Source organism: Pseudomonas frederiksbergensis, assembly GCF_001952935.1.
GTDB lineage: Bacteria > Pseudomonadota > Gammaproteobacteria > Pseudomonadales > Pseudomonadaceae > Aquipseudomonas > Aquipseudomonas frederiksbergensis.
This window is the reverse complement of the sequence record NZ_CP018319.1, coordinates 2,712,065-2,737,325: the sequence shown is the minus strand read 5'-3', so window position 1 is coordinate 2,737,325 and position 25,261 is coordinate 2,712,065. Positions and strand designations below refer to the sequence as shown.

General features: G+C 59.6%; 22 protein-coding genes. 6 read left to right on the top strand and 16 right to left on the bottom strand.

All coding sequences use genetic code 11. The features are described from left to right. The first annotated feature begins 15 nt into the window (after nt 1-15). The gene (locus PFAS1_RS12620) at nt 16-780 is read left to right on the top strand and encodes a hypothetical protein (protein ID WP_076029369.1); all 765 of its coding nucleotides are present in this window, start codon (nt 16-18) and stop codon (nt 778-780) included. Nucleotides 781-874: 94 nt separating this feature from the next. Here the strand turns inward: PFAS1_RS12620 and PFAS1_RS12615 are convergent, their stop codons facing one another. The 9 genes from PFAS1_RS12615 to PFAS1_RS12575 form a co-directional block, all read right to left on the bottom strand. Further along, the gene (locus tag PFAS1_RS12615; RefSeq protein ID WP_003229256.1) at nt 875-1,090 is read right to left on the bottom strand and encodes a TOBE domain-containing protein; all 216 of its coding nucleotides are present in this window, start codon (nt 1,088-1,090) and stop codon (nt 875-877) included. A 33-nt stretch (nt 1,091-1,123) separates the two neighbouring features. After that, the gene (gene ssuB, locus PFAS1_RS12610; protein ID WP_076029368.1) at nt 1,124-1,930 is read right to left on the bottom strand and encodes an aliphatic sulfonates ABC transporter ATP-binding protein; all 807 of its coding nucleotides are present in this window, start codon (nt 1,928-1,930) and stop codon (nt 1,124-1,126) included. Continuing rightward, complete coding sequence (ssuC, locus tag PFAS1_RS12605; RefSeq protein ID WP_076029367.1) at nt 1,927-2,709, bottom strand: aliphatic sulfonate ABC transporter permease SsuC; 783 nt, start codon at nt 2,707-2,709, stop codon at nt 1,927-1,929. Before ssuC ends, ssuB begins: the two co-directional genes overlap by 4 nt. 8 nt (nt 2,710-2,717) lie before the next feature. Further along, nucleotides 2,718-3,866, bottom strand: coding sequence for an FMNH2-dependent alkanesulfonate monooxygenase (gene ssuD / locus PFAS1_RS12600; RefSeq protein ID WP_008026018.1), 1,149 nt, complete (start codon nt 3,864-3,866; stop codon nt 2,718-2,720). A 26-nt stretch (nt 3,867-3,892) separates the two neighbouring features. Beyond that, complete coding sequence (locus tag PFAS1_RS12595) at nt 3,893-4,858, bottom strand: sulfonate ABC transporter substrate-binding protein (RefSeq protein WP_076029366.1); 966 nt, start codon at nt 4,856-4,858, stop codon at nt 3,893-3,895. A gap of 101 nt (nt 4,859-4,959) precedes the next feature. Beyond that, nucleotides 4,960-5,553, bottom strand: coding sequence for an NADPH-dependent FMN reductase (ssuE, locus tag PFAS1_RS12590; RefSeq protein ID WP_076029365.1), 594 nt, complete (start codon nt 5,551-5,553; stop codon nt 4,960-4,962). 237 nt (nt 5,554-5,790) lie between these two features. Then, complete coding sequence (locus PFAS1_RS12585; RefSeq protein WP_076029364.1) at nt 5,791-6,429, bottom strand: peroxiredoxin; 639 nt, start codon at nt 6,427-6,429, stop codon at nt 5,791-5,793. A gap of 294 nt (nt 6,430-6,723) precedes the next feature. Beyond that, nucleotides 6,724-8,067: an OprD family porin gene (locus PFAS1_RS12580; RefSeq protein ID WP_076029363.1), complete on the bottom strand. Its 1,344-nt coding sequence runs from the start codon at nt 8,065-8,067 to the stop codon at nt 6,724-6,726. 348 nt (nt 8,068-8,415) lie between these two features. Continuing rightward, entirely contained in the window at nt 8,416-9,744 is a 1,329-nt protein-coding gene (locus PFAS1_RS12575; RefSeq protein WP_076029362.1) for an OprD family porin, read from the bottom strand. Nucleotides 9,745-10,094: 350 nt separating this feature from the next. Between PFAS1_RS12575 and tauA the strand changes: the two genes are divergently transcribed. Next, nucleotides 10,095-11,084, top strand: a complete 990-nt coding sequence (gene tauA / locus PFAS1_RS12570) for a taurine ABC transporter substrate-binding protein (RefSeq protein WP_074871803.1) — start codon at nt 10,095-10,097, stop codon at nt 11,082-11,084. Between the two features lie 133 nt (nt 11,085-11,217). On the opposite strand, the gene argA is transcribed toward tauA, so the two are convergent. Continuing rightward, the gene (gene argA, locus PFAS1_RS12565; RefSeq protein ID WP_076029361.1) at nt 11,218-12,516 is read right to left on the bottom strand and encodes an amino-acid N-acetyltransferase; all 1,299 of its coding nucleotides are present in this window, start codon (nt 12,514-12,516) and stop codon (nt 11,218-11,220) included. 265 nt (nt 12,517-12,781) lie between these two features. Then, on the bottom strand, nt 12,782-13,951 hold the full coding sequence (gene argE, locus PFAS1_RS12560; protein WP_074871807.1) for an acetylornithine deacetylase: 1,170 nt from the start codon (nt 13,949-13,951) through the stop codon (nt 12,782-12,784). 157 nt (nt 13,952-14,108) lie between these two features. Here argE and PFAS1_RS12555 point away from each other — a divergent pair, with 157 nt between their 5' ends. Then, entirely contained in the window at nt 14,109-15,476 is a 1,368-nt protein-coding gene (locus PFAS1_RS12555; RefSeq protein WP_074871808.1) for a CYTH domain-containing protein, read from the top strand. A 52-nt stretch (nt 15,477-15,528) separates the two neighbouring features. Here the strand turns inward: PFAS1_RS12555 and PFAS1_RS12550 are convergent, their stop codons facing one another. Continuing rightward, nucleotides 15,529-15,999 (bottom strand): Lrp/AsnC family transcriptional regulator, encoded by a 471-nt coding sequence (locus tag PFAS1_RS12550; protein WP_018927598.1) that lies wholly within the window; start codon nt 15,997-15,999, stop codon nt 15,529-15,531. A gap of 126 nt (nt 16,000-16,125) precedes the next feature. On the opposite strand from PFAS1_RS12550, the gene PFAS1_RS12545 reads away from it, so the two are divergent. The 3 genes from PFAS1_RS12545 (at nt 16,126) to PFAS1_RS12535 (ending at nt 18,730) form a co-directional block, all read left to right on the top strand. Further along, nucleotides 16,126-16,464 (top strand): hypothetical protein, encoded by a 339-nt coding sequence (locus PFAS1_RS12545; RefSeq protein ID WP_076029360.1) that lies wholly within the window; start codon nt 16,126-16,128, stop codon nt 16,462-16,464. A 90-nt stretch (nt 16,465-16,554) separates the two neighbouring features. Further along, entirely contained in the window at nt 16,555-18,339 is a 1,785-nt protein-coding gene (gene tfpB / locus PFAS1_RS12540) for a type IV pilus assembly ATPase TfpB (protein WP_076029359.1), read from the top strand. Nucleotides 18,340-18,412: 73 nt separating this feature from the next. After that, entirely contained in the window at nt 18,413-18,730 is a 318-nt protein-coding gene (locus PFAS1_RS12535) for a DUF2388 domain-containing protein (protein ID WP_074871813.1), read from the top strand. A gap of 176 nt (nt 18,731-18,906) precedes the next feature. Here PFAS1_RS12535 and gcvP read toward each other — a convergent pair whose 3' ends face one another. From gcvP to PFAS1_RS12515, 4 genes are all read right to left on the bottom strand, one after another. Next, nucleotides 18,907-21,780: an aminomethyl-transferring glycine dehydrogenase gene (gcvP, locus tag PFAS1_RS12530; protein WP_076029358.1), complete on the bottom strand. Its 2,874-nt coding sequence runs from the start codon at nt 21,778-21,780 to the stop codon at nt 18,907-18,909. Between the two features lie 140 nt (nt 21,781-21,920). Beyond that, the gene (gcvH, locus tag PFAS1_RS12525; protein ID WP_074871817.1) at nt 21,921-22,304 is read right to left on the bottom strand and encodes a glycine cleavage system protein GcvH; all 384 of its coding nucleotides are present in this window, start codon (nt 22,302-22,304) and stop codon (nt 21,921-21,923) included. Between the two features lie 50 nt (nt 22,305-22,354). Further along, complete coding sequence (gene gcvT / locus PFAS1_RS12520) at nt 22,355-23,437, bottom strand: glycine cleavage system aminomethyltransferase GcvT (protein ID WP_076029357.1); 1,083 nt, start codon at nt 23,435-23,437, stop codon at nt 22,355-22,357. Between the two features lie 156 nt (nt 23,438-23,593). Continuing rightward, nucleotides 23,594-25,210 (bottom strand): ABC transporter permease, encoded by a 1,617-nt coding sequence (locus PFAS1_RS12515; RefSeq protein ID WP_076029356.1) that lies wholly within the window; start codon nt 25,208-25,210, stop codon nt 23,594-23,596. Nucleotides 25,211-25,261 lie beyond the last annotated feature (51 nt).

Here is a 25,261-nt window from a genome sequence, read left to right as displayed (position 1 = left end):
TACAACGAGGTCGTCATGCCGCACGTTCCAGACAACTACCTTGGCGTGTGGCAACGACGCCTGATCAAATTCCAGTCGGGACGCGTTGACAGCGAAACGGTTGTGTACTGGCTGCAAACCCCGCGCTTGTTTGCCGATCTGCGCATCCCGCCCGCACCGCTTCCGGCCTTGCCGCTGGTGCAACAGAATCACGCTGCCCTGCTGACCCTGAGCGAGCAAAAAGGCTTCGCCGGCGTGACCCAGGTCGACGGCGACATTTGCCAGTGGCATCGCAAACTCGACTACCAGCCGGTCAGCTTCGAAGAAGACATCGGGCGCATGCATTTCGAAACCAGCGAACGCCTGATCGAAACCGCTCTGGACGACAGCTACTACGAGATCTGGGAGCGGTTGCCGGACTCTCGCGGCACTGGTCGCGGCCAGTGGCTGCAGGCGGTCGATGATCCGGCGCGATTTGCCTGCCTGGTGCTGGCCGGCGACTACTTTTTGTTCGCCGCCAGCCGCGCGGTCGCGCTCAATCCCGGCGGCCATTTGCGTGAACACATCAATACGGCAACCGCACCGCAACAGCTTGCCTGCGAACTCTCTTTCGGTCGCCACCATGCCGGGCAAACCCCGTGGCACATCGACTATTCCACACTGCCCGTGTTGACCGGGCAACCACTGTTACCGGCAGACATCGATCCAAACGCCGGCGAGATATTCAGCGACCCACGCCTGTTGTCTTCACTCGGCACCTATGCACCTGCCGCCGGTTGGCGCTGCGCGCCGGAGCCCTGAGAGCCGAACGCAGAGCGTCCGTAGAGGCATTCCCACGCAGAGCGTGGGAACGATCAGGGCTTAAACCGTTCGGGGTTGTTGTTTGTGCACACGCTTACAACTTGGCGATCGACACTTCGGTGGATTTCACAAACGCGATCACTTCGCTGCCGACTACCAGTTCCAGCTCTTTCACCGAGCGAGTGGTGATTACCGAAGTGACGATGCCGGAAGCGGTTTGTACGTCGATTTCCGACAGCACGTCGCCGAGTACGATTTCCTTGATGGAGCCTTTGAACTGATTGCGAACGTTGATGGCTTTGATCGTCATGATGTTGATTCCTGTCGTTGGATTAGGCTTGAGTTATTGAGCCCAGCGCAATTGCGTGGGCAAGGGTGAAACAGGTTCCGGAGCCGGCGGTTCCCCGGGCAACGCCAGTACGCGATTGAGGACTTCGGTTTCCAGCGCCGCCAGCCGATGGGAGCCGCGAACCCGAGGGCGCGGCAACTCAACATGGAGGTCGAGGCCGACTTCGCCCTCTTCGATCAGGATCACCCGGTCGGCAATCGCCACCGCTTCACTGACGTCGTGGGTGACCAGCAACACAGTGAAACCGTGCTTTTGCCAGAGCCGTTCGATCAGTTGCTGCATTTCAATTCGGGTCAGGGCATCCAGCGCGCCCAGTGGTTCGTCGAGCAACAGTAAACGCGGCTGGTGAATCAGCGCGCGGGCCAGGGCCACGCGTTGCTTCTGGCCCCCGGACAAGGCGGCCGGCCATTCATTGGCGCGATCAGCCAGGCCCACCGACTCCAACGCTTCCAGCGCTTGCGCACGCCAGTTGCCCTTGAGCCCGAGGCCGACGTTATCGATAACCTTTTTCCATGGCAGCAAGCGCGCTTCCTGAAACATCAATCGAGTGTCTTCCCGCGCCGCACTCAGGGGCGCGGAGCCCGCGCGCAGTTCACCGCCCGTGGGCGTGTCGAGACCGGCGAGCAAGCGCAGCAAGGTGCTTTTGCCGCAACCGCTACGACCGACCACGGCGACAAACTGACCGGCCGGGATGTGCAGATCGATCTCGCGCAAAACCTGTCGCGCACCAAACGTCTTCTGCAGTTTGCGCACTGCCAGCGGAATTCCGTGCAGCAGGCGTGGAGGTTGTTGAGCCGTCATGCCGCACCTCCTTTGACAACCTGATAGGCCGGGTGCCAGCGCAACCACACGCGTTCAAGCCCACGGGCCGCGAGGTCGGCGAGTTTGCCGAGCACGGCATACAAAAGAATTGCCAGCACCACCACGTCGGTCTGCAAGAACTCCCGGGCATTCATCGCCAGGTAGCCGATGCCGGAGCTGGCGGAAATGGTTTCCGCGACGATCAACGTCAGCCACATGAAGCCCAGCGCGAACCGCACGCCGACCAGAATCGAAGGCAGCGCGCCCGGCAGGATCACCTGTCGGAACAGGCTGAAACCGGACAAGCCATAACTGCGGGACATTTCCACCAGTGCCGGATCGACGTTGCGGATGCCGTGATAAGTGTTGAGGTAGATCGGGAACAACGTGCCCAACGCCACCAGGAAAATCTTCGCCGACTCATCGATGCCGAACCACAGGATCACCAGTGGAATCAGCGCCAGGTGCGGCACGTTGCGGATCATCTGCACCGAACTGTCGAGCAGCCGTTCGCCCCATTTCGACAGGCCAGTGATGAAGCCTAAAGCCAGGCCGATGATGCCGCCGATGGCGAAGCCCAGCGCTGCGCGCCAGCCGCTGATCGCCAGGTGAGTCCAGATTTCACCGCTGCGCACCAGACTGACGGCGGCTTCGATGACGGCGATGGGTGCCGGCAAAAACCGTGTCGACAACCAGCCCGCCGACACCGACAACTGCCACACCGCCAGCAGCAACACCGGCAACGCCCATGGCGCGAGGCTATGGATAAGTTTCTTCATGGCGCGCCTCAGCTCTGCGAGGCGGCTTTGGGGAGGATGTCGTTGGCGACCATCTCGCCAAACGGGCTGACGTAACCGGCGCTTTTCGGCAGTTCCGGACGCTCGATATCGAGGTGCGGGAACAGTAATTCGGCGACACGGTACGACTCTTCCAGATGTGGGTAACCAGAGAAGATGAACGTGTCGATGCCCAGGTCCGCGTATTCCTTGACGCGTGCGGCCACGGTCGGGCCGTCGCCCACTAATGCCGTACCGGCACCGCCACGCACCAGGCCGACACCCGCCCACAGGTTGGGGCTGACTTCCAGGTTGTCACGGCTGCCGCCATGCAGGGCGGCCATGCGTTGCTGGCCGACCGAGTCGAAGCGCGCCAGAGAAGCCTGGGCGCGGGCGATGGTGTCGTCGTCCAGATGAGAGATCAGCCGATCCGCCGCTTGCCAGGCTTCGGCATTGGTTTCACGAACGATCACATGCAAGCGAATGCCGAAGCGCACGGTGCGCCCGAGTTTTGCGGCTTTGGCGCGCACTTGCTCGATCTTCTCGGCAACGGCGGCCGGCGGTTCGCCCCAGGTCAAAACCATTTCAACCTGCTCGGCTGCCAGATCCTGCGCCGCTTCCGAAGAACCGCCGAAGTACAGCGGCGGACGCGGTTGCTGGATCGGCGGGTAGAGCAACTTCGCGCCCTTCACGCTGATGTGCTGACCGTCGTAATCAACGGTTTCGCCTTCCAGCACGCGGCGCCAGATGCGGGTGAATTCCACCGAGGCTTGATAGCGCTCTTCGTGAGTCAGGAACAAACCGTCGCCGGCCAATTCTTCCGGATCACCGCCGGTTACCAGATTGAACAACGCACGGCCGCCGGACAGGCGATCCAGCGTCGCAGCCTGACGCGCGGCCACCGTCGGGGAAATGATCCCGGGGCGCAGGGCGACGAGGAATTTCAAACGCTGGGTCACCGGGATCAGCGACGCGGCCACCAGCCACGAATCTTCGCAAGAGCGCCCGGTAGGAATCAGCACCCCGCCGAAGCCCAGCCGATCCGCCGCTTGCGCGACTTGTTGCAGATAACCGTGGTCGACGGCGCGAGCGCCTTCGGCGGTACCAAGGTAATGGCCGTCGCCGTGGGTAGGCAGGAACCAGAAGATATTGAGGCTCATTGGAGTGGTCTCCTTGGGGATTCGAATTACTGAGCGTTGGCAACGGCCGCCGGTGGCGTCCAGATCACGTCTTTGATGCTCAGTGGCTTTGGAATCAGCTTGAGCTGATAGAAGGTATCGGCGATTTTCTGTTGCGCGGCGACCACGTCTGGCGTGATGAACATTGCGCCGAAACCTTGGCGCTTCATCGAAGTGAGGGTGATGTCGGCGGGCAGGCCGAGCAGCGGCGAGACTTGTTGGGTCACCTCGACGGGATTGGCCTTGGACCATTCACCGACCGCGCGCACTTCTTCCACGAGGGTCTTGATTACCTGAGGATTTTTCTGCGCATAAGGCTTGGTCGCGAGGTAGAACTGATGGTTGTCGACGATGCCTTGGCCATCACGCAGGGTGCGCGCCTGCAACTGTTGTTCGGCGGCGGCCTGGTACGGATCCCAGATCACCCAGGCATCGACGCTGCCACGTTCGAACGCGGCGCGGGCATCGGCCGGCGGCAGGAAGACGGTCTGGATGTCGGTGTATTTGAGGCCGGCATCTTCCAGCGCACGGACCAGCAGGTAGTGAACGTTGGAGCCTTTGTTCAGGACGACTTTCTTGCCCTTGAGGTCCAGCACCGATTTGATCGGCGAGTCCTTCGGCACCAGGATCGCTTCGCTGTGAGGCGCGGGTGGTTCGTAGGCGACGTAGAGCAGATCGGCGCCGGCGGCTTGAGCGAATACCGGTGGCGTTTCACCCGTCACGCCGAAGTCGATGGAGCCGACGTTCAGCCCTTCGAGCAATTGCGGGCCGCCGGGGAATTCAGTCCATTGCACGTCCACGCCTTGGGCGGCGAGGCGTTTTTCCAAGGTACCTTTGGCTTTGAGCAGCACCAGGGTGCCGTATTTTTGATAGCCGATTCGAAGCGTCTCGGCTTGAGCTTGAGTAATGGCGCCGAAGGTGACAGCCGCAGCAAACAGAGCGACCAGACCACGACGCAAAATGACAGTGCGCATGGCGCTCTCCTTTTTGCAGTTGGGTTTTGGCTGCACCTGCTTGGCCGTTGGCGGCTGAGTAAGGTGAGTACTTCAAATTCAGGTGTGGCTTAAGTGCTGGCTTAAATGCTCCAGCGAGCACTCAACAAACGTTCATTCAACAGGTTCGGATCGATCGGCTTGGGCCGTCGGGCCATGGCGCTGAAAAACAGTTCCAGCGATTCATTCAGTCGTTCTTCCAGTTCCGGTGCCAACTGCGCCTGGGCGCAGCCTTCGCCATAAGCGATCTGGCTGTCTACGGCGAAAATCCCGTGGAGCATCTCCTGGGCTTTCAACGCCGACAGCACCGGTTTGAGCGCGTAGTCCACCGCCAACATGTGCGCGATGCTGCCGCCGGTGGCCATTGGCAATACCACTTTGTGGGCCAGGGCACGCTCGGGCAGCAGGTCCAATACAGTTTTCAGTGCGCCGGAGAACGACGCTTTGTAGACCGGCGTGGCGATCAGCAGGCCATCGGCGTTTTCAATCTGTTGCAGCAGGTCGATCACCTTTGGGCTGTCGAAGCGCGCATGCAGCAAATCCTCGGCCGGGAAGTCCCGCACCTGATAACTCACCACTTCCACACCTTGCTCCTGCAACCAGCGTTGAGAGCGTGCCAGCAACACCCCGGAACGGGAGCGTTGGCTGGGACTGCCACCGAGTGAGACAACCAACATTCAGACGATTCCTTGAACGGTGTGGGCGATTCGCGGCTTGCGATCTCGCTTTGATGGAAGTGACCTTAACAGGTGATTGTTATATCTATAAATCATATTTATTCATTTGGTTATTCTTTGTAGATCTATAAGGAATGTCTTTTCCCAGGCAAAAAAACAGGCCGTAAAAACGGCCTGAAATCCCCTGCTTTGTGGTGATCGTTCCCACGCTCTGCGTGGGAACGAGAGTCAGCTGAGTTATCTGTTCGGTTGTGGCGTCAGACGCAGGTACGGCTTCACCGCGCGATAGCCCTTGGGAAAGCGTTTGTTGATTTCGTCTTCGTCCTTGAGCGACGGCACGATCACCACTTCATCACCGTCCTGCCAATTGGCCGGGGTGGCTACCTTGTAGTTGTCGGTGAGTTGCAGCGAGTCGATCACCCGCAGAATTTCATGGAAGTTACGGCCGGTGCTCGCCGGGTAGGTGATGGTCAGCCGAACCTTTTTGTTCGGGTCGATCACGAACAGCGAACGCACGGTCAGGGTGTCGTTGGCATTGGGATGGATCAGGTCGTAGAGGTCCGAGACCTTTCGGTCGGCGTCGGCAAGGATCGGGAAGTTGACGAGAGTGTTCTGGGTTTCGTTGATGTCTTCGATCCACTTGTGGTGCGAGTCCACCGGGTCCACGGACAGGGCAATGGCTTTCACGCCGCGTTGGGCGAATTCGTCCTTGAGCTTGGCAGTGAAGCCCAACTCGGCGGTGCACACTGGAGTGAAGTCCGCCGGGTGGGAAAACAGCACGCCCCAGCTATCGCCCAGCCATTCGTGGAAACGGAGGGGGCCGGCGCTGGAATCCTGTTCAAAGTCGGGGGCGATATCGCCCAGTCTGAGGCTCATGGTGCTGCTCCTGGTGAGTGCTTGTTGAGGGCAACTGTGCCTGTATTTCTTATTCATTAAAAAGAATAAATATCGATTTATTTAGATCATTAATGAATATTAAAAAACTGTTCACTGGACCTCGGCAGCGGTCAGGACGACTATCGCCCTCAAGGTTCGAGAAGGCCTTGAGTTGCTGCACAAAGAGGGAAATTCGAGGAGGGTTTACGGGGGTGAGCCTGACTTGAAAACGCAAAAGCCCCGCCCGGCGAGATGCCGGGCGGGGCTTTTTTTACTTCAGTTACGCGAGCGCTATTACAACAGCGGGATCGAGTAGCTGACGATCAGGCGGTTTTCGTCCTGGTCGCGTTGGCCCGGGATGTTGGTGCGCCATGTAGCGTTTTTCCACATCAGGCCAACGTTTTTCAACGGGCCTTCCGGTACGACGTAACCAACGGTCAGGTCACGTTCCCATTCGGAGCTGCCAGTGCTTGCTGGGGAACGGGTATCGATGTCGTCGCCATGCAAGTAAACCATACCGGCGGTCAAGCCAGGCACGCCAACCTTGGCGAAGTCATACGAGTAGCGTGCCTGCCAGGTACGTTCGCCGGCACGGGCGAACTTGGCGATCTGGCTGTCGGTAGTCAGGTAAGCCGACGAGCCGTCACCCTGGTTCAACCAAGGGAAGTCGCTGCTGCCGTTGCTGACCTGATAACCGCCGCCGAAGGTGTGACCGGCAACGGTGTACAGGAACAGGCCGCTGTACAGGTTGTTGTCGACCTTGCCTTTACCGTTGACGGTGCTGTTGTAGTTACCGCTGCTGTAATAGGTCGGAGTGTTGCTATTGAGACCGTCATCGGAGCTGTTGAAATAACGCAGGTCAGATTTCAATACACCTGGACCGATCGCCCAGTTGTGTACCAGACCCAGGAAGTGTTGCTTGTAGAAGTCTTCCAGATTGCCGTAGTAGTACTGGGCAGTCAGGTCTTTGGTGATCTTGTAGTCACCACCGGCGTAAATGAACTTGTTGCTGTTGGCGGTACGCGCGGAAGCGCCGCCGATAGACATTTGTTCATTGTTGCTGGAGTTACGACCCTTGACGTGCTCGATCTGACCACCGATCAGTGTCAGGTCCTTGATCTCGCCCGAAGTGATCTGGCCGCCCTGGAAAGTTTGCGGCAGCAGACGACCGTCGTTGGTCACGATCACCGGCAGTTTTGGCTGCAAGGTACCCAGCTTCAGTTCGGTCTGGGAAATCTTGGCTTTGGCAGTCAGGCCCAGGCTGGAGAAGTTATCAACCGCTTCGCCGTTGGACTCGCTTGGGAAAACAGTGCCGCCATAAGCGCTACCAGGGGAGCCATTGGCGCTAACGTTGCCATTAGTGCCGCCGCCCGAATCCAGACGCACACCCAGCAGGCCGATAGCATCGATACCGAAGCCGACAGTGCCTTGGGTGTAGCCGGAGATGAAGCGCAGGTCGAAGCCTTGGCCCCATTCTTCGTTTCTGCTTGGATCGGCAGCACCGCTACGGTTATCGGTGTTGATGTAGAAGTTACGCAGCCCCAAAGTAGCTTTGCTGTCTTCGATGAAACCGGCGGCGCCTGCCTGCTGCGCCACAACCCCTACGGCCACAGCCAGGGCCAAGGTGGACTTGTTCATTTGTTTCGCTCCTCTCGTTTCTAATTTTTAGGTCCTGGGTCGAATGCCCTGGATCCTGAAAGCTCGGTGAGTACCAGACCGTATAACTACGGCGATGGTCTGACCCTGTGATTTTGGCCCGCATAATAAACACAAAAAGAATTATTTCATCTTTTTTCATGCCATTCAGGAATATGGCTTCGCGCTATTACGCTGAGTCGGGACACAAGGTATCGGCTCCTGTGCCACTCACTTTAGGCGTTTATCATAAAAGCTAAAAAGAATAATAAATTACTGATTAAGTGCTATTTGGAATATACAAACCCACAAAAAAGCCTCGCTTGCCAGCGAGGCTTTTCCTGATGGCTTTTAGAGGAAGCTGTAGGTGTAGTTGAAGATCAGACGGGTCTGGTCCTGGCTGGCGATACCGGTATCGCTACCACGGTAAGTGCCATGACGCAGTGTTGTGCCAAAGCCTTTGAGTACGCCTTGCTGGATGGTGTAGTCCACACGCAGGTCGCGTTCCCACTCGGATTGATCAGGGCTGGTACCGTTTTTGGCCTTGATATTATCGCCATACAGGTAGGCGACCGAGGCTTTCAGACCTGGCACACCCAACGCAGCGAAGTCGTAGGAGTACTGACCGAACGTGGTGTTTTCACCGGCCCGAACAAAGCCGTTGATCATGGAATCGGTGAACAGGTAAAAGCTCGCGCCGCCCGCTTCTTCGCTGCGACGGTTGTCATTCACAACGCTACCCTGGTTCAGGTAGACGAATCCGCCGTCATCATTGACGCGCTGATGACCCAGCAGGAACGCGTTGCCACCCAGGGTGTAGGTGAACATGGCGCTCCAGGTCTTGTTGTCGACCTCGCCCGGGGTCTTGGCGAAACCACCGTTGTTGTTGAACTGATAGCCCGCATCGCCGTTCTTGCCATCGGAACCGCTATCGAAGTAGCGCAGGTCAGTCTTGAAGGACTGATTGGTACCAATCGGCCAGACATGCACCAGACCCAGGAAGTCCTGTTTGTAGTAGTCCTTCAGATTCGCATGGTAGTACTGCAGAGTCAGGTCTTTGGTGACCTTCCAGTCGGCACCGGCATAACGGAACTGGTTGCTCTCTTCGGTACCACCAGCCACGGCCAGACCGGTGCTGTTGGAAGAGGCGCGACCCGCCGCGTGCTCCAACTGACCCACATTGAGGGTTACGTTGTCGATTTCCTTCGAGGTGAGGGTGCCACCGTCAAAGGTCTGTGGCAGCAGACGGCTGTCGTTCGCGACCAGAATCGGCATGCTCGGTTGCAACGCGCCGCCCAAGTGGGCCTCGGTCTTTGAGAAGCGTGCCTTTACGTTAGCTGACGCACGGCTCCATTCACTCGCCGCCGAACCATCGGAGTCGCTTGGGAAGAATGAGCTCGGGTACGGGTGATGCCCCTTGCCGCCGTCCAGATGGATACCGACCAGTGCTTGAGCGTCGATACCAAAACCAACCGAACCTTGGGTGAAACCGGACAGGTAATCGAACTTTAGGCCTTCAGCGGTCTCTTTCTGATCAGCACCGCCGTCACGGTTATCGTTGTTGAAATACATGGTGCGGGAACTGACGGAAGCCTTGCTGTCTTCCAGGAAACCGGCGGCGCCTGCCTGCTGCGCCAAAACCCCTACAGCCACGGCCAGAGCCAAGGTGGACTTGTTCATTGTTTCGCTCCTCTCGTTTCTAATTCTTGTGTTCCTGGTCCTGGGTCGTTCGCCCGGGCTCCTAAGATCCGCGATTAGCGCCAGACCGTGACTCACAAGTCAATCGTAACTTCGTGTGTCTACGACCATGGTCTAACCCCTCTATAAATTCCTTCCTTTCCGGGCCTTAAACCCAAAAAGAATCACCCCATTTTTTTTCATACCGTTCAGGAATTTAGCTCCGCACACTCCCTTGAGTCGGGACACGGTCACCGACTCATAAGCTAATTCCTAAATGGTATTTATTAGCCTTTTTTTAGATCGATTAGCTTGATGCCACACACGATCAATCCCTATCGAAAGGCAGCGCCATGACGACCAAACGCGCACTATCCGGTCCAATTGTTACAGTTTGTGTATCGCTATTAATTTCCGTTAGCGCTCAGGCGGCGAACCTCACGATCGGTTATCAAACCGGCATCGACCCCAGCAAAGTCCCCCAGGCAGACGGACTGTACGAGAAAACCCTGGGTCAGAAAATTGACTGGCGTCGTTTCAATAGCGGCCCGGAAGTGGTTACAGCCATCGCTTCCGGCGACGTGCAGATTGGTAATCTCGGCTCCAGTCCGCTGGCTGCCGCCGCTTCGCGCAATCTGCCAATCGTTGCGTTTATTGTTTCCGCCCAGATCAACGCCGCTGAAGCACTGGTGGTACGCAACGACAGCGGTATTGATAAACCGGAAGATCTGATCGGCAAGACCATCGCCACACCCTTCGTTTCAACCTCCCATTACAGTTTGCTGGGTGCGTTGAAGCACTGGGGCCTGGATGCCTCGAAAGTCAAAGTGGTGAATTTACAGCCAGCGGAAATTGCTGCCGCGTGGAAGCGCGGTGATATCGATGGGGCGTTTGTCTGGTCGCCGGCGCTGGGGGAAATTCGCAAGACTGGCAAGACCTTGACCGACGCGGCACAGGTCGGCCAATGGGGAGCACCGACCTTCGAGGTCTGGGTCGCGCGCAAGGATTACGCCGAGAAGCACCCAGAGGTTGTGGCCAGATTCGCCAAGGTCACGCTGGACTCTTTCGCCGACTATGCCGCGCATAAGGACAGCTGGACTGCCGACTCGGTACCGGTGCAAAAAATCGCCAAACTGACCGGTGCCAATGCTGTGGATGTGCCGGAGTTGCTGGCCGGTTCCACGTTCCCGGACGCTAAGGCCCAACAGACCGCCGCGTTGCTGAACGGCGGCACGGCCAAGGCGATTGGCGAGACGGCGAAGTTCTTGAAGGAACAGGGGAAGGTCGAGACGGTGCTGCCGGATTATTCGCCGTATGTCAGTGCGAAGTTTGTCACTGAGTAACAGGCTGAAAACCTGTGATGATCGTTCCCACGCTCCGCGTGGGAATGCCTCAACGGACGCTCCGCGTTCGGCTCTGGATGGGACGCGGAGCGTCCCGGGCTACATTCCCACGCAGAGCGTGGGAACGATCAGGTCACAGGGTTTTTTCGAAGATCTTCGAATTACGCTGGTAGTTGTACAGCGACGCACGCGCTGATGGCAGACGCTCAACGCTGCTCGGCACAAACCCACGCTCGCGAAACCAGTGAGCGGTGCGGGTCGTCAGTACGAACAGGGTTTTCAGCCCCTGCGCCCGGGCGCGGGTTTCGATGCGCTCCAGCAGCTCATCTCCACGACCGCCATGGCGATACTCCGGGTTCACCGCCAGACACGCCAACTCCCCCGCATCCGAATCAGCAATCTGATACAGCGCCGCACACGCGATGATCATGCCTTCGCGCTCGACCACGCTGAACTGCTCGATCTCACGCTCCAGCACCTCGCGGGAACGCCGCACCAGAATGCCCTGCTCTTCCAACGGGCTGATCAAATCCAGCAAACCACCGACGTCTTCGATGGCCGCTTCGCGGACAATCTCGAATTGCTCCTGGGCCACCAGCGTACCGCCACCGTCGCGGGTGAACAGTTCGGTCAGCAGCGCGCCGTCTTCGGCGTAGCTGACGATATGACTGCGCGCCACACCACCGCGGCAGGCCTCGGCGGCCGCATCCAACAGCTCTGCTTGATAGTTGCTGCCCAGTCGCTGCAAATGCGCCGGCACCTGTTGCGGACGCAACTCACGAACCAGACGGCCGTTTTCATCGATCAGGCCCAGGTCGGCGCCGAACAACAGCAGCTTGTCTGCCCCCAGATCAATGGCCGCGCGGGTGGCGACGCCTTCGCAGGCGAGGTTGAAAATTTCACCGGTCGGCGAGTAACCCAACGGCGACAGCAACACGATGGAACGCTCATCCAGCAGGCGATTGATGCCCTTGCGGTCGACCCGACGCACTTCGCCGGTGTGGTGATAGTCGACACCTTCCAGCACGCCAATCGGCCGCGCCGTCACCAGGTTGCCGCTGGCCACCCGCAAACGCGAGCCCTGCATTGGCGATGAAGCCATGTCCATCGACAGCCGCGCTTCAATGGCAATACGCAGCTGGCCTACCGCATCGATCACACATTCCAGCGTTGCGGCATCGGTGATGCGCATGCCGTGGTGGTAATGCGGGGTCAGGCCGCGTGCAGCGAGGCGGGTTTCAATTTGCGGACGGGAACCGTGAACCAGCACCAGCCGCACGCCCAGACTGTGCAACAGCACCAGGTCGTGGACGATATTGCCGAAGTTCGGGTGCTCCACGCCGTCGCCGGGCAGCATGACGACGAACGTGCAATCGCGGTGGGCGTTGATGTAGGGCGAAGCGTGACGAAGCCAATTAACGTATTCGGGCATGAACCTGGGCCTGTAACAAATAGCAGCCAAAAAATGGGCGAAACAGAAAACGCACAGCGGGCTGATGGTTATCGTCGGAACAGGCTTGGCGACACGCGCGCTCTCCTCATGAATACGGGTTGGGACACCGGCAATTTACAAGGCTTGCCAGCCGTAACACAGCCCCTGTGGGAGTGAGCCTGCTCGCGATAGCGGAATGTCAGTCGATACTGAAGTGTCTGACACACCGCTATCGCGAGCAGGCTCACTCCCACAGGGATCTCGCTCAACCGACTGGCATTGGCGTTTTGGCCGGTGTCAGGCAGTAATGTTCAATCAGTTGACGTAATAGATGCACCGTAGGCTGCAAACGTGACATTTCGAGGTATTCCCCCGGCTGGTGCGCACAGGCAATGTCGCCGGGGCCGAGCACCAGGGTTTCGCAGCCAAGACGCTGAAGATAAGGCGCTTCGGTGCCAAACGCCACTGCTTCGGCACGATGGCCGGTGAGCTTTTCCGCGACACGGACCAATTCGGCGTCCTCGGCCTGCTCGAACGGCGGCACTTCGGGGAACAGTGGCGCGTAATCGATCTTCACCTGATGCCACTCGGCAATGGGCTTGAGCTTCTGCAGAATCTGCGCACGCAGGGCATTGGGGTCCATGCCCGGCAATGGACGCAGATCGAATTCCAGCGAGCACTGGCCGCAAATACGGTTGGGATTATCGCCGCCATGGATGCAGCCGAAATTCAGGGTCGGCGTCGGCACGCTGAACTGTGGATTACGGAACTCACGCTGCCATGCCAATCGCAAACCACGCAGTTCACCGATGGCATCGTGCATGGCTTCGAGGGCGCTGTGACCCAGTCGCGGATCCGAGGAGTGGCCGCTCTGACCGAGGATGTCGATGCGCTCCATCATGATGCCTTTGTGCATGCGGATCGGCTTGAGCCCGGTCGGCTCGCCGATCACCGCCGCACGACCGAGCGGCCGCCCGGCTTCGGCCAGGGCGCGAGCGCCGGACATCGAGCTTTCTTCATCGCAGGTGGCGAGGATCAGCAGCGGTTGCTTGAACGGCTGATCGAGCAGCGGTATGACGGCCTCGATGGCCAGCGCGAAAAAGCCCTTCATGTCGCAACTGCCCAGCCCGACCCAGCGGCCGTCGACTTCGGTCAGTTTCAGCGGATCGGTCTGCCACAGCGCACCATCGAACGGCACGGTGTCGCTGTGACCGGCCAGCACCAGGCCACCGGGGCCGGAGCCGAAGCTGGCCAGCAGATTGAATTTGCCGGGGCTGACCTGCTGGATGTCGCAGGCAAAACCCAGATCGCCGAGCCACGTCGCCAGCAAATCAATCACCGGTCGGTTGGATTGATCGAGGCGGGCCTGCGTACAGCTGACGGACGGCGCGGCGATCAGCGCAGCGAACTGATCTTTCATGGACGGCAAAGGCATCGCTGACTCCAACTCCCGATTTGAACTCCATCATAGAACCATCCGGCGACAGGAATAAACCGTCGCGGACCCTATCTCGGAGGAGTCCTGTACACTGCACGACCTTGGCAGCCACACATTTCCCCCGGCTGCGCTCCCGATCCTGGATTTTCCGGCCATGCAGAAAGAAACCGAAATCAAACTCCGCGTCAGCCGAGAAACGCTCGCTGCCCTGCGCGAGCACCCGCTCCTGAAAAAACGCAACAAAAGTGGCTGGGAACGCCGTGAGTTGATGAACCAGTACTTCGACACGCCTGAGCGCGACCTGGCCCGCGCCAAGGTTGCCCTGCGCCTGCGCCGCGATGGCGAAGAAGTGATTCAGACCCTCAAGACCCGCGGCCAGAGCGTCGCCGGTTTGTCCGAGCGTAACGAATACGACTGGAACCTGCCCAAAGCCAAGCTCGACGTGAAGAAACTCGACGGCGAATGCTGGCCTGAAGAATTGGCCGAGCTGGACAAGAAAACCCTCAAGCCGATCTTCACCACCGATTTTGTCCGCGAACGCGCGGAAATCGCCTGGGGCCGTGGCAAGACCAAAGTGGTGATCGAAGCCGCACTGGATCTGGGTCACGTGATCGTGGGCAAGCAGAAAGAAGAAATCTGCGAGCTGGAACTGGAACTGCGCGAAGGCGAGCCGGCCGCTCTGCTGGAGCTGGCCGCCGAACTGGCCGCGACCCTGGCCCTGATGCCGTGTGACATCAGCAAGGCCGAGCGCGGTTATCGCTTGTACGACGCCAACAGCTATTCGTTGAGCCTGCCGGCGCCGCAGATCACCGCCGAAATGCCGCTGGATGACGCTTTCGCCGCGCTGAGCTGGCACTTGCTGAGCAGCAGCCAGCGCCTGGCCGAGCAGTATCGCTTCAATGGCCACTGGCGCCTGTTGCAGGACTGGGTCGAAAACCTGGCTGAATTGCGCGCGCTGCTGAGCAGCCTGGGCCAAGCCGCGCCACGTCAGTCGACGCACGATCTGCGCGTCGCGCTGGACGCCTTGCTCGAAGACTGGCGCCCGCTGGTACAGGCCGGTATCGACGACGAAGACGTGCGCAAAGCCGCGCCGGAGCAGTTCCTCGAAGAACTGGAAGACCCGCGTTGGGGCTTGTTCTCGCTGAACACTTCGCGCTGGCTGCTGGCCCGCACCTGGGCTGCCGATCGCAACGTCCGCGGCAATCGCCAGGGCGCTGCGCAATTGGGCAGCTGGTTGCCGCGTCTGCTGGGCGAGGAAGCGACTTCCCTGCAACTGCAGCGTTATCAGCAACAGCCGGAAGACCTGGCCGAGCAACTGCCGCGCATCGAGCGCATCCAGGCCTGGCTGCACCACGCCCGCAACGTGCTGGACATCCCGGAAATGGATCGCCTGTACGGTGAGCTGAAACAGCTTGCTCAATTGGCCAACGAGCCGATCACCGACGAATCGCTGGATGCGCGCAAGCAGCAGGCGATTGCGGTGTATCAGAATCGCGCCTGGAAAATGCTGCTGCGCATGTAATCTCGTGATGATGATCGTTCCCACGCTCTGCGTGGGAATGATCAGTGTAGGGTCAGCGCAACACCGGCAAACTCGTCGTTGATTTGATCTCCGACAACGCCACAATCGAGTTCACCTCCTGGATCCCCGGCACCATCGACAGCTTCTCGAAAAAGAAGCGCTCATACGCCTCGATGTCCGCCGTCACAATCCGCAGCAAGAAATCCACCGACCCCATCAGCACATAACACTCCAGCACTTCGGGAAAGCCGCGAATCGCCTCGGTGAATTCGGTGAAGTTCGAACGCCCGTGAGCGTTGAGTTTGATTTCGGCGAAGATCTGCGTGTTAAGCCCGATTTTCTTCCGGTCAAGCAAGGTCACCTGCCCGCGAATAATCCCCTCCTCCTTCATCCGCTGAATCCGCCGCCAGCACGGCGACTGCGACAGCCCCACCTGTTCGGCAATCTGTGCACTGGAAAGCGAAGCGTCCTCTTGCAGCAACGCGAGAATCTTGCGGTCGTAGCCATCCAACTCGCTATGCATAAAAAAACCTTTAATTGATAACTTACCGAATCAAGCAATTCAAACAACCGCCAATAAGCTCAATCATAGATAAGAAATGCCCGACACCGAATGTAAAAATTCCTCCACTGAGTTTGGAGACCGAGCATGCCGCATCTAGAAGCCGTCAACACCCCGCACACCCGCGCCGATGTCTGGAACGTCAGCAACGCCCACTGCCGCGTGCACTATCAAATGTTGGCCGAGGCCGAACCCGACCTGCTGTGCCGGGCGCTCAACCTGTTCGCATTGCAGTTTCTGACGCCGCAACAGGTCAGCGTGCAGCGGATGGACGATCTGTTGTCGATCGACATCGTGATAGACGGCCTGAGCGGGCACCGCGCCCAGGTGATCGCGGAAAAATTACGTAACCTGATCAGCGTCTGTTCGGTGGAGCTGCAAGCAGCTGATTCCGCGTGGAATGAACCGGCTCAGGCGGCGGGCTGAAAAAACTCGACACGGCTTCGTCGCGTAGTGGCCCAACGGTCTGCGGGTCCGCGACTATCCTTTGCGAACTGTTGTTCATGAGGAGCCCGCATGTCCGTTCAACTTGCCATTCAGGACCGCTGGCTGGATCTCAATGATTTGCTGCGTGAACTGGTCGCCCAAGGTTTCATCAGCCAGGACTCGGCCGAACACGCGCTCAATGCTCGACGCCGTCACGCTGCCAATGGCCAGATGCACCCGCTGGAATTCATTGCCAGCCAACTGCTGGACGATCTCAGCCGTCCCGGTAAACACCTTGATCTGGAAAGCCTGACCCTGTGGCTGTCGCAGCAGGCCGGTCAGCCTTACCTGCGTATCGATCCGCTGAAAATCAACGTTGCAGCGATTACGCCGCTGATGTCCTACGCCTTCGCCCAGCGCCACAAGATTCTGGCGGTGTCCATCGACCGCGACGCGGTGACCGTGGCCAGCGCCCAGCCCTACGTCACCGGTTGGGAAGCCGACCTGACCCATGTGCTGAAGCTGCCGATCAAGCGTGTGGTTGCCAACCCGGTGGATATCCAGCGCTTCAGCGTGGAGTTTTTCCGCCTGGCCAAATCGGTCAGCGGCGCGACCAACGCCGATCAGCAGATGAACACCCTGGGCAATTTCGAGCAGTTGCTCAACCTCGGCGCCAGCGACCAGGAACCGGACGCCAACGACGCGCACATCGTCAACATCGTCGATTGGCTGTTCCAGTACGCGTTCCAGCAACGCGCCAGTGACATCCACATTGAACCCCGGCGCGAACAAGGCACGGTGCGCTTTCGCATCGACGGCGTGCTGCACAACGTCTATCAATTCCCGCCGCAAGTGACCATGGCCATCGTCAGCCGCCTGAAAAGCCTGGGGCGGATGAACGTCGCGGAAAAACGCAAACCCCAGGACGGCCGGGTGAAAACCAAGACCCCGGGCGGTGGCGAAGTCGAGCTGCGGCTGTCGACATTACCCACTGCGTTCGGCGAAAAAATGGTCATGCGGATCTTCGACCCGGAAGTACTGCTCAAGAACTTCGATCAGTTGGGCTTCTCCGCCGATGACTTGCGCCGCTGGCAGGACATGACGAGCCAGCCCAACGGCATCATCCTGGTCACCGGGCCGACCGGTTCCGGCAAGACCACCACGCTGTACACCACCCTGAAGAAACTGGCGACGCCGGAGGTCAACCTCTGCACCATCGAAGACCCGATCGAAATGGTCGAGCCGGCGTTCAACCAGATGCAGGTCCAGCACAACATCGACCTGACCTTCGCCGCCGGTGTGCGCGCGCTGATGCGGCAGGATCCCGACATCATCATGATCGGTGAGATCCGTGATCTGGAAACCGCTGAAATGGCGATCCAGGCTGCGCTCACTGGCCACTTGGTGCTCTCGACGCTGCACACCAACGATGCGCCGAGCGCAATCAGCCGCTTGCTGGAACTGGGCGTGCCGCATTACCTGATCAAAGCCACGGTACTCGGCGTCATGGCCCAGCGCCTGGTCCGCACCTTGTGCCCGCATTGCAAGGCGCCGCTGACCCTGGGTGAAGAAGACTGGCAAACCCTGACCCGGCCTTGGCAGGCACCGTTGCCGAACAACGCACATCGCGCCATCGGTTGCCTGGAATGCCGCGATACCGGTTACCGCGGCCGCGCCGGGGTCTACGAAATCATGCAGCTGACGGACGGCGTCAAAGCGCTGATCAGCCCCGACACCGATTTGCTGGCCGTGCGGCGACAGGCGTTCAAGGAAGGCATGCGCAGCTTGCGATTGTCAGGCGCGCAGAAAGTGGCGGCGGGTTTGACGACGATTGAGGAGGTGTTGCGGGTAACGCCGCAGAGCGAGCAAAAGTAGGGGCGGCCGTTACGGAACTCGATTGGGGGATTTGTAATCCAACGCCGCAGTTAACCCAGTGGAGTCACCCAATATGCGTTTCAAACTTGCTGTCGCTACCATCGCCTTGTTGTCCCTTCCTGTCGGTTCGGCGATGGCCGATAGCTTTTGGCGTAACGTCATCTCATCCGGTGCGACCACCGGTTCGACCTACCTGACGTTCAAGGATCACAAACTGATCGTTGCTGCCCAGGACGATGCCGGCAGCTTTGTCGCCAGCGACGGCGGTATTCGCGGTCCATACCTGGAGGCCGCGATGCAGAAAGTCCGCGCCGACAACCCTGGCCTGCAAGCCACGGACATGGAACTGGCGAACGCGATCCTGGCGAAGAATGCCGTCGCGTCGAATTAAGATTTACCGCTGAACAAGAATGCCGCTCCCATGAGCGGCATTTTTATGCCTGATACAAAACCCTGTGGGAGCGGGCTTGCTCGCGAAAGCGGTGTGTCAGTCAACATAAATGTTGAATGTTAAACCGCATTCGCGAGCAAGCCCGCTCCCACACTGGGTTTGTGTTGCGCCGCAGATCAGCGGTAATCATCCACCGGGACGCAAGCGCAAAACAGGTTCCGATCGCCGTAAACGTTATCGACACGGTTCACCACCGGCCAGTACTTGTGCGCCTTGGTGTGAGCATCCGGCGTCACCGCCTGCTCGATGCTGTAGGACCGTTCCCAAACCCCGGTGATATCCGCCAGGGTATGCGGTGAACGTTTCAGCGGGTTGTCATCGGCTGGCCAGTTGCCGTTCTGCACCTCGGTGATTTCCGCGCGGATACTCAGCATCGCCCCGATAAACCGGTCCAGCTCGGCCTTCGATTCACTTTCGGTCGGTTCCACCATCAACGTCCCCGGTACCGGAAACGACATGGTCGGCGCATGGAAGCCGTAGTCCATCAGCCGCTTGGCGACGTCCTCCTCGCTGATTCCGGTCAGCGTCTTGAGTGGCCGCAGGTCAAGAATGCATTCGTGAGCCACCCGCTCGTTGCGCCCGGTGTAGAGCACCGGAAACGCCCCGGACAAGTGTTGCGCCAGGTAATTCGCGGCGAGGATCGCCACCTCACTGGCATCCGCCAGTTGCGGCCCCATCATCGCGATGTACATCCAGCTGATCGGCAGGATGCTCGCACTGCCCCAAGGCGCCGCGCTGACTGCGCCGTTTTGCGCCAGTGGCCCGTCGATCGGCACCACCGGATGGTTGGCCACGAACGGCGCCAGATGCGCGCGCACACCAATCGGCCCCATGCCCGGCCCGCCGCCACCATGGGGAATGCAGAAAGTCTTGTGCAGGTTCATGTGGGACACGTCGGCGCCGATGTCTGCCGGGCGCGCCAGTCCAACCTGCGCGTTGAGGTTGGCGCCATCCATGTACACCTGGCCGCCGTGGCTGTGGATAACTTCGCAGATTTCGCTGATGCCTTCCTCGTATACGCCGTGGGTCGAAGGATACGTCGCCATCAGGCAGGCGAGTTTGTCGCCCGCCTCGGCTGCTTTGCCTTTAAGGTCATCCAGATCAACGTTGCCCGCCTCGTCGCATTCGACGATCACCACCCGCATCCCGGCCATCTGCGCCGACGCCGGGTTGGTGCCGTGGGCCGAGGATGGGATCAGGCAGATATCCCGCGCGCCCTCATGACGACTCTCGTGATATTTGCGGATCGCCAGCAACCCGGCGTACTCGCCTTGGGCGCCAGAGTTGGGTTGCATGCAGATCGCGTCGAAACCGGTAATCGCGCAGAGCCAGCGCTCCAGTTCTTCGATCATCAGCGAATAACCGACCGCCTGCTCTTTCGGTACAAACGGGTGCAGGTTGGCGAACTGCGGCCACGTGATCGGGATCATCTCGCTGGTGGCATTGAGCTTCATGGTGCAAGAGCCCAGCGGGATCATCGATTGATTGAGCGCCAGGTCCTTGTTCTCCAGCTGCTTGAGGTAGCGCAGCATCTCGGTTTCGCTGTGATGGGCGCTGAACACCGGATGACGCAGATAAGGCGAGGTACGCAGCAGACCGGCAGGAATGCCGGAATCAAGGGTATCAGCGTCCAGTTCGTCGACGTTGAGCCCATGATCGGAACCGAGGAACACATCAAACAATTTCGCGACGGTGGATTCGTCAGAGGTTTCGTCAAGGCTCAGCCCCAACCGCCCGCGCCCGAGAATGCGCAAGTTGATCTGAGCAGCCTGGGCGCTTTCGATGATTGCGGTCTGAGTACCCCCGACTTCCAGCGTCAGCGTGTCGAAAAAGTGCGTGTTGAGGCGGGTGATGCCGTGGCGCTCCAGGCCAGCGGCCAGGATGCAGGTCAGCCGATGGACGCGTTGGGCAATGCGTTTGAGCCCTTCCGGACCGTGGTAAACCGCATAGAAACTGGCAATGTTGGCCAGCAACACCTGCGCGGTGCAGATGTTCGAGTTGGCTTTCTCCCGGCGGATATGTTGCTCGCGGGTTTGCAGGGCCATGCGCAAAGCGACGTTACCGCGAGCATCCTTCGACACGCCGATGATTCGCCCGGGAATCGCCCGTTTGTACTCATCGCGACTGGCAAAAAACGCCGCGTGAGGGCCGCCGTAACCCATGGGCACGCCGAAACGCTGGGAGGAACCGAACACCACGTCGGCGCCCAACTCCCCCGGCGGCGTCAGCAACAGCAGACTCAACAAATCGGTGGCGACACACGCCAGGGCTTGCTGCGCATGCAGATGATCGATCAAGGGACGAAGGTCGCGGATTTCGCCGTGGGTATCGGGATATTGCAGGAGCGCGCCGAATACCTGGTGCTGTTTCAAGTTGTCCACAGTGTCGATGATCAGCTCGAAGCCGAACCCTTCTGCTCGGGTCTGCACCACGGAAATGGTCTGCGGATGACAGTTCTCGTCGACGAAGAACAGATTGCTTCTGGACTTGGCGACCCGCTTGGCCAGAGCCATGGCTTCCGCCGCTGCCGTGGCTTCGTCCAGCAGCGAGGCGTTGGCCAATTCCAGGCCCGTGAGATCGATGGTCAATTGCTGGAAGTTCAGCAGCGCTTCGAGCCGGCCCTGGGCGATCTCTGGTTGATAGGGCGTGTACGCGGTGTACCAACCGGGATTTTCCAGCACGTTGCGCACAATGACGGCTGGCGTGAGGGTGCCGTGGTAGCCCATGCCGATCAGGCTGGTCCACACCTGGTTTTGCTCGGCATAACCGCGCAGTTTGGCCAGCGCGGCTTCTTCGTCGAGGGCGGGTGGCAGGTCGAGCGGCCTGTTCAGACGGATTCCTGGCGGCACGGTCTGCTCGATCAACTCGACCCGGCTGCCAAGTCCGAGGCTGTCGAGCATCACTTGTTGCTCGGCGGCATCGGGCCCGAGGTGACGGCGAAGGAAGGCATTGGGGTCGCGTAACTGGCTCAAGGACGGCAACTGGGACATGACGGGCTCTCTCTTGACTGGCGCTCAACGTCGATGCAACACGGTCAAACCAGCATAGCAGTCGATGTCCCTGCGATCTTTTGATCTTAAGAATGAAAAAGCCCCGACAAGTCGGGGCTTTGGGGGGTGACGCTTAAGGCTTACTCGCCGATGGCGGCCTTGTAGCCTGCTGCATCGAGCAGCTTGTCCAGATCGCCAGCGTTGCTTGGCTTGAGCTTGAAGATCCAGGCACCGTACGGGTCGGAGTTGAGCAACTCAGGGTTAGCGCTCAGTTCTTCGTTGATGGCAATCACTTCACCGGCAACCGGGGAGTAGATGTCCGAAGCGGCTTTAACCGACTCCACCACACCGGATTGATCACCGGCAGCAAAGACTGTCCCGACTTCGGTCAGCTCAACGAACACCACGTCGCCCAAGGCTTCCTGAGCGTGATCGCTGATGCCCACGGTGACGCTGCCATCGGCTTCGAGACGGGCCCACTCGTGACTTTCGGCAAAACGCAGGTCGGCAGGAATATCGCTCATGTTCTGTGTCCTCAAGAGAATTGTCAGCGGTCGTTGCCCGCCAGAAAAGGTTAGATCAAGGTTTTGCCATGGCGTACGAAGGTCGGTTTGACCACTCGGACCGGGTACCACTTGCCACGGATTTCCACTTCGGCGCGGTCGGCTGTCGCCATCGGCACGCGCGCCAGTGCTATCGACTTGCTAAGCGTAGGAGAGAAACTACCACTGGTGATCTCCCCTTCGCCAACATTGGCGATGCGGACCACTTGATGAGCGCGCAAAACCCCACGCTCCTCAAGGACCAGACCGACCAGTTTGTGCTGCACACCACCCGCCCGCTCGGCTTCAAGAGCGCTACGACCGATGAACTGGCGAGTGGCCGGTTCCCAGGCAATGCTCCAGGCCATGTTGGAGGCCAGCGGTGTAACGTCTTGATGAATGTCCTGACCGTAGAGGTTCATGCCGGCTTCGACCCGCAGCGTATCGCGCGCGCCGAGGCCGATCGGCGAGATGCCCGCGCCCACCAGATCGTTAAAGAATCCTGGCGCCTGATTGGCCGGCAGAACGATTTCCAGGCCATCTTCACCGGTGTAGCCCGTGCGTGCGATGAACCAGTCACCATCGGCCTGGCCTTCGAAGGGCTTGAGCATCTGAATCAGGTTGCCCCGGGACTGGGTCACCAGTTCCGAGATTTTGTGCCGGGCGTGGGGACCTTGAATGGCCAGCATCGCCAACTCGGAGCGCTCGTTGAGCTGCACCTTGAAACCTTCGAGGTGAGCCTGCATCCAGGCGAGGTCCTGATTGCGGGTGGAGGCGTTGACCACCAGCCGATACCCGTCGTCGAGACGGTAGACGATCATGTCGTCGACGATGCCGCCGCGCTCGTTGAGCATGGTGCTGTACAAGGCACGGCCAGGGCTGTGCAGACGTTCGACGTCATTGGCCAGCAAATGCTGGAGCCAGGCCTTGGCCTGAGGGCCGCTGACATCGATCACGGTCATGTGGGATACATCGAAAACACCGCAATCGCGGCGCACCTGATGGTGTTCCTCGACCTGCGAGCCGTAATGCAAAGGCATATCCCAACCGCCAAAATCGACCATCTTCGCGCCGAGGGCGAGATGAAGGTCATACAGAGGCGTGCGCTGTCCCATGGGTTTCTCCTTCCGGGCGTGGCGAAGGTGCGGGCCGGTACTGCACGGGGTGAAAGCCTTGAAATAGAAGGCTTTCAGCCGATTTCAGCTACCTGGTCCGTAGGACGGACCGCACCGAATGCCGCGCATTGTAGCCTCAAGGTGTAGGACTGGCACCTAGGCGTTTCGATGCGCTGAACGCCGAATCAATCCGATGACCGGTAACAGCCCGACCAAAACCAGGGTCAGGGCAGGCAACGAGGCTCTGGCCCACTCGCCTTCGCTGGTCATTTCGAAGATGCGTACCGCCAGCGTGTCCCAGCCAAACGGCCGCATCAGAAGGGTCGCAGGCATTTCCTTGAGCACATCGACGAACACCAGCAACGCGGCGCTCAACGTTCCTGGCAGCAATAACGGCAGATACACTTTGAAAAACAGTCGTGGCCCACTGACGCCAAGGCTACGTGCCGCTTCAGGCAAAGATGGCCGTATTCGCGCCAGACTGCTTTCCAGCGGTCCATAAGCCACCGCGATGAAACGCACCATATAAGCCAGCAACAACGCCGACAGGCTGCCCAGCAACAATGGCTTGCCGGCGCCGCCCAGCCAACCCGACAACGGGATCACCAGTTCGCGGTCCAGGTAACTGAACGCCAGCATGATCGACACCGCCAGCACCGAACCCGGCAAGGCGTAGCCGAGATTGGCCAGGCTGATGCCCGAGCGGATCGCTCGGGTCGGGGCCAGACGCCGGGCAAACGCCAGCACTAAAGCCACACTGACGGTGATCAGCGCCGCCATGCCGCCCAGGTACAGGGTATGGACGATCAGCCCCGCGTAACGCTCATCGAGGTCGAAACGCCCGCGCTGCCAGAACCACACCACCAGTTGAAGCACTGGAATGACGAAAGCGCAGGCGAACACCAGGCCGCACCAACTCATGGCCGCCAGCGCCTTGAAACCGCGCAGGTGATACAGCGCCTTGACCCGCGGTCGTTCGTTGCTCGCCCGGTTGGCCCCGCGAGCACGGCGCTCGCCGTACAGCACGACCATCACCACCAGCAGCAACAGGCTGGCCAGTTGCGCAGCGGTGGAGAGGCTGAAAAATCCGTACCAGGTCTTATAGATGGCGGTGGTGAACGTGTCGAAGTTGAACACCGACACCGCGCCGAAATCCGCCAGGGTTTCCATCAACGCCAGCGCCACGCCAGCGCCGATGGCCGGGCGCGCCATGGGCAACGCGACTCGCCAGAACGCTTGCCACGGGGATTGCCCCAGGACTCGCGCCGCTTCCATCAAGCCTTTGCCCTGAGCCAGGAACGCGGTTCGCGCCAACAGGTAAACGTAGGGATAAAAGACCAGCACCAGGACCAGAATCACGCCGCCGGTGGAGCGCACGCGCGGCAACCTCAAACCCGTGCCGAACCATTCGCGCAACAGGGTTTGCACGGGCCCGGCGAAATCCAACAGGCCGACGAAGACGAACGCCAACACATAGGCGGGAATGGCAAATGGCAGCATCAGCGCCCAGTCCAGCCAGCGCCGACCGGGGAATTCGCAGAGGCTGGTGAGCCAGGCCAGGCTTACACCCAAGAGCGTCACACCGATACCGACGCCGAGCACCAGGGTCAGGGTATTGCCCAGCAGGCGCGGCATTTGGGTATCCCAGAGGTGGGACCAGATTTGATGATCGACGGTTTGCCATGACAACAGCAAAACGCTGAGGGGCAACAGGACCAGCGCAGCGATGGCGAAGACCAGGGGGTACCAGCGGCGTTGGGCGGGGTGGGCCAAGGAGATTCTCTAGAAAATATTGGGCCAACTCTAACCTGAAGTCGGCTCCAT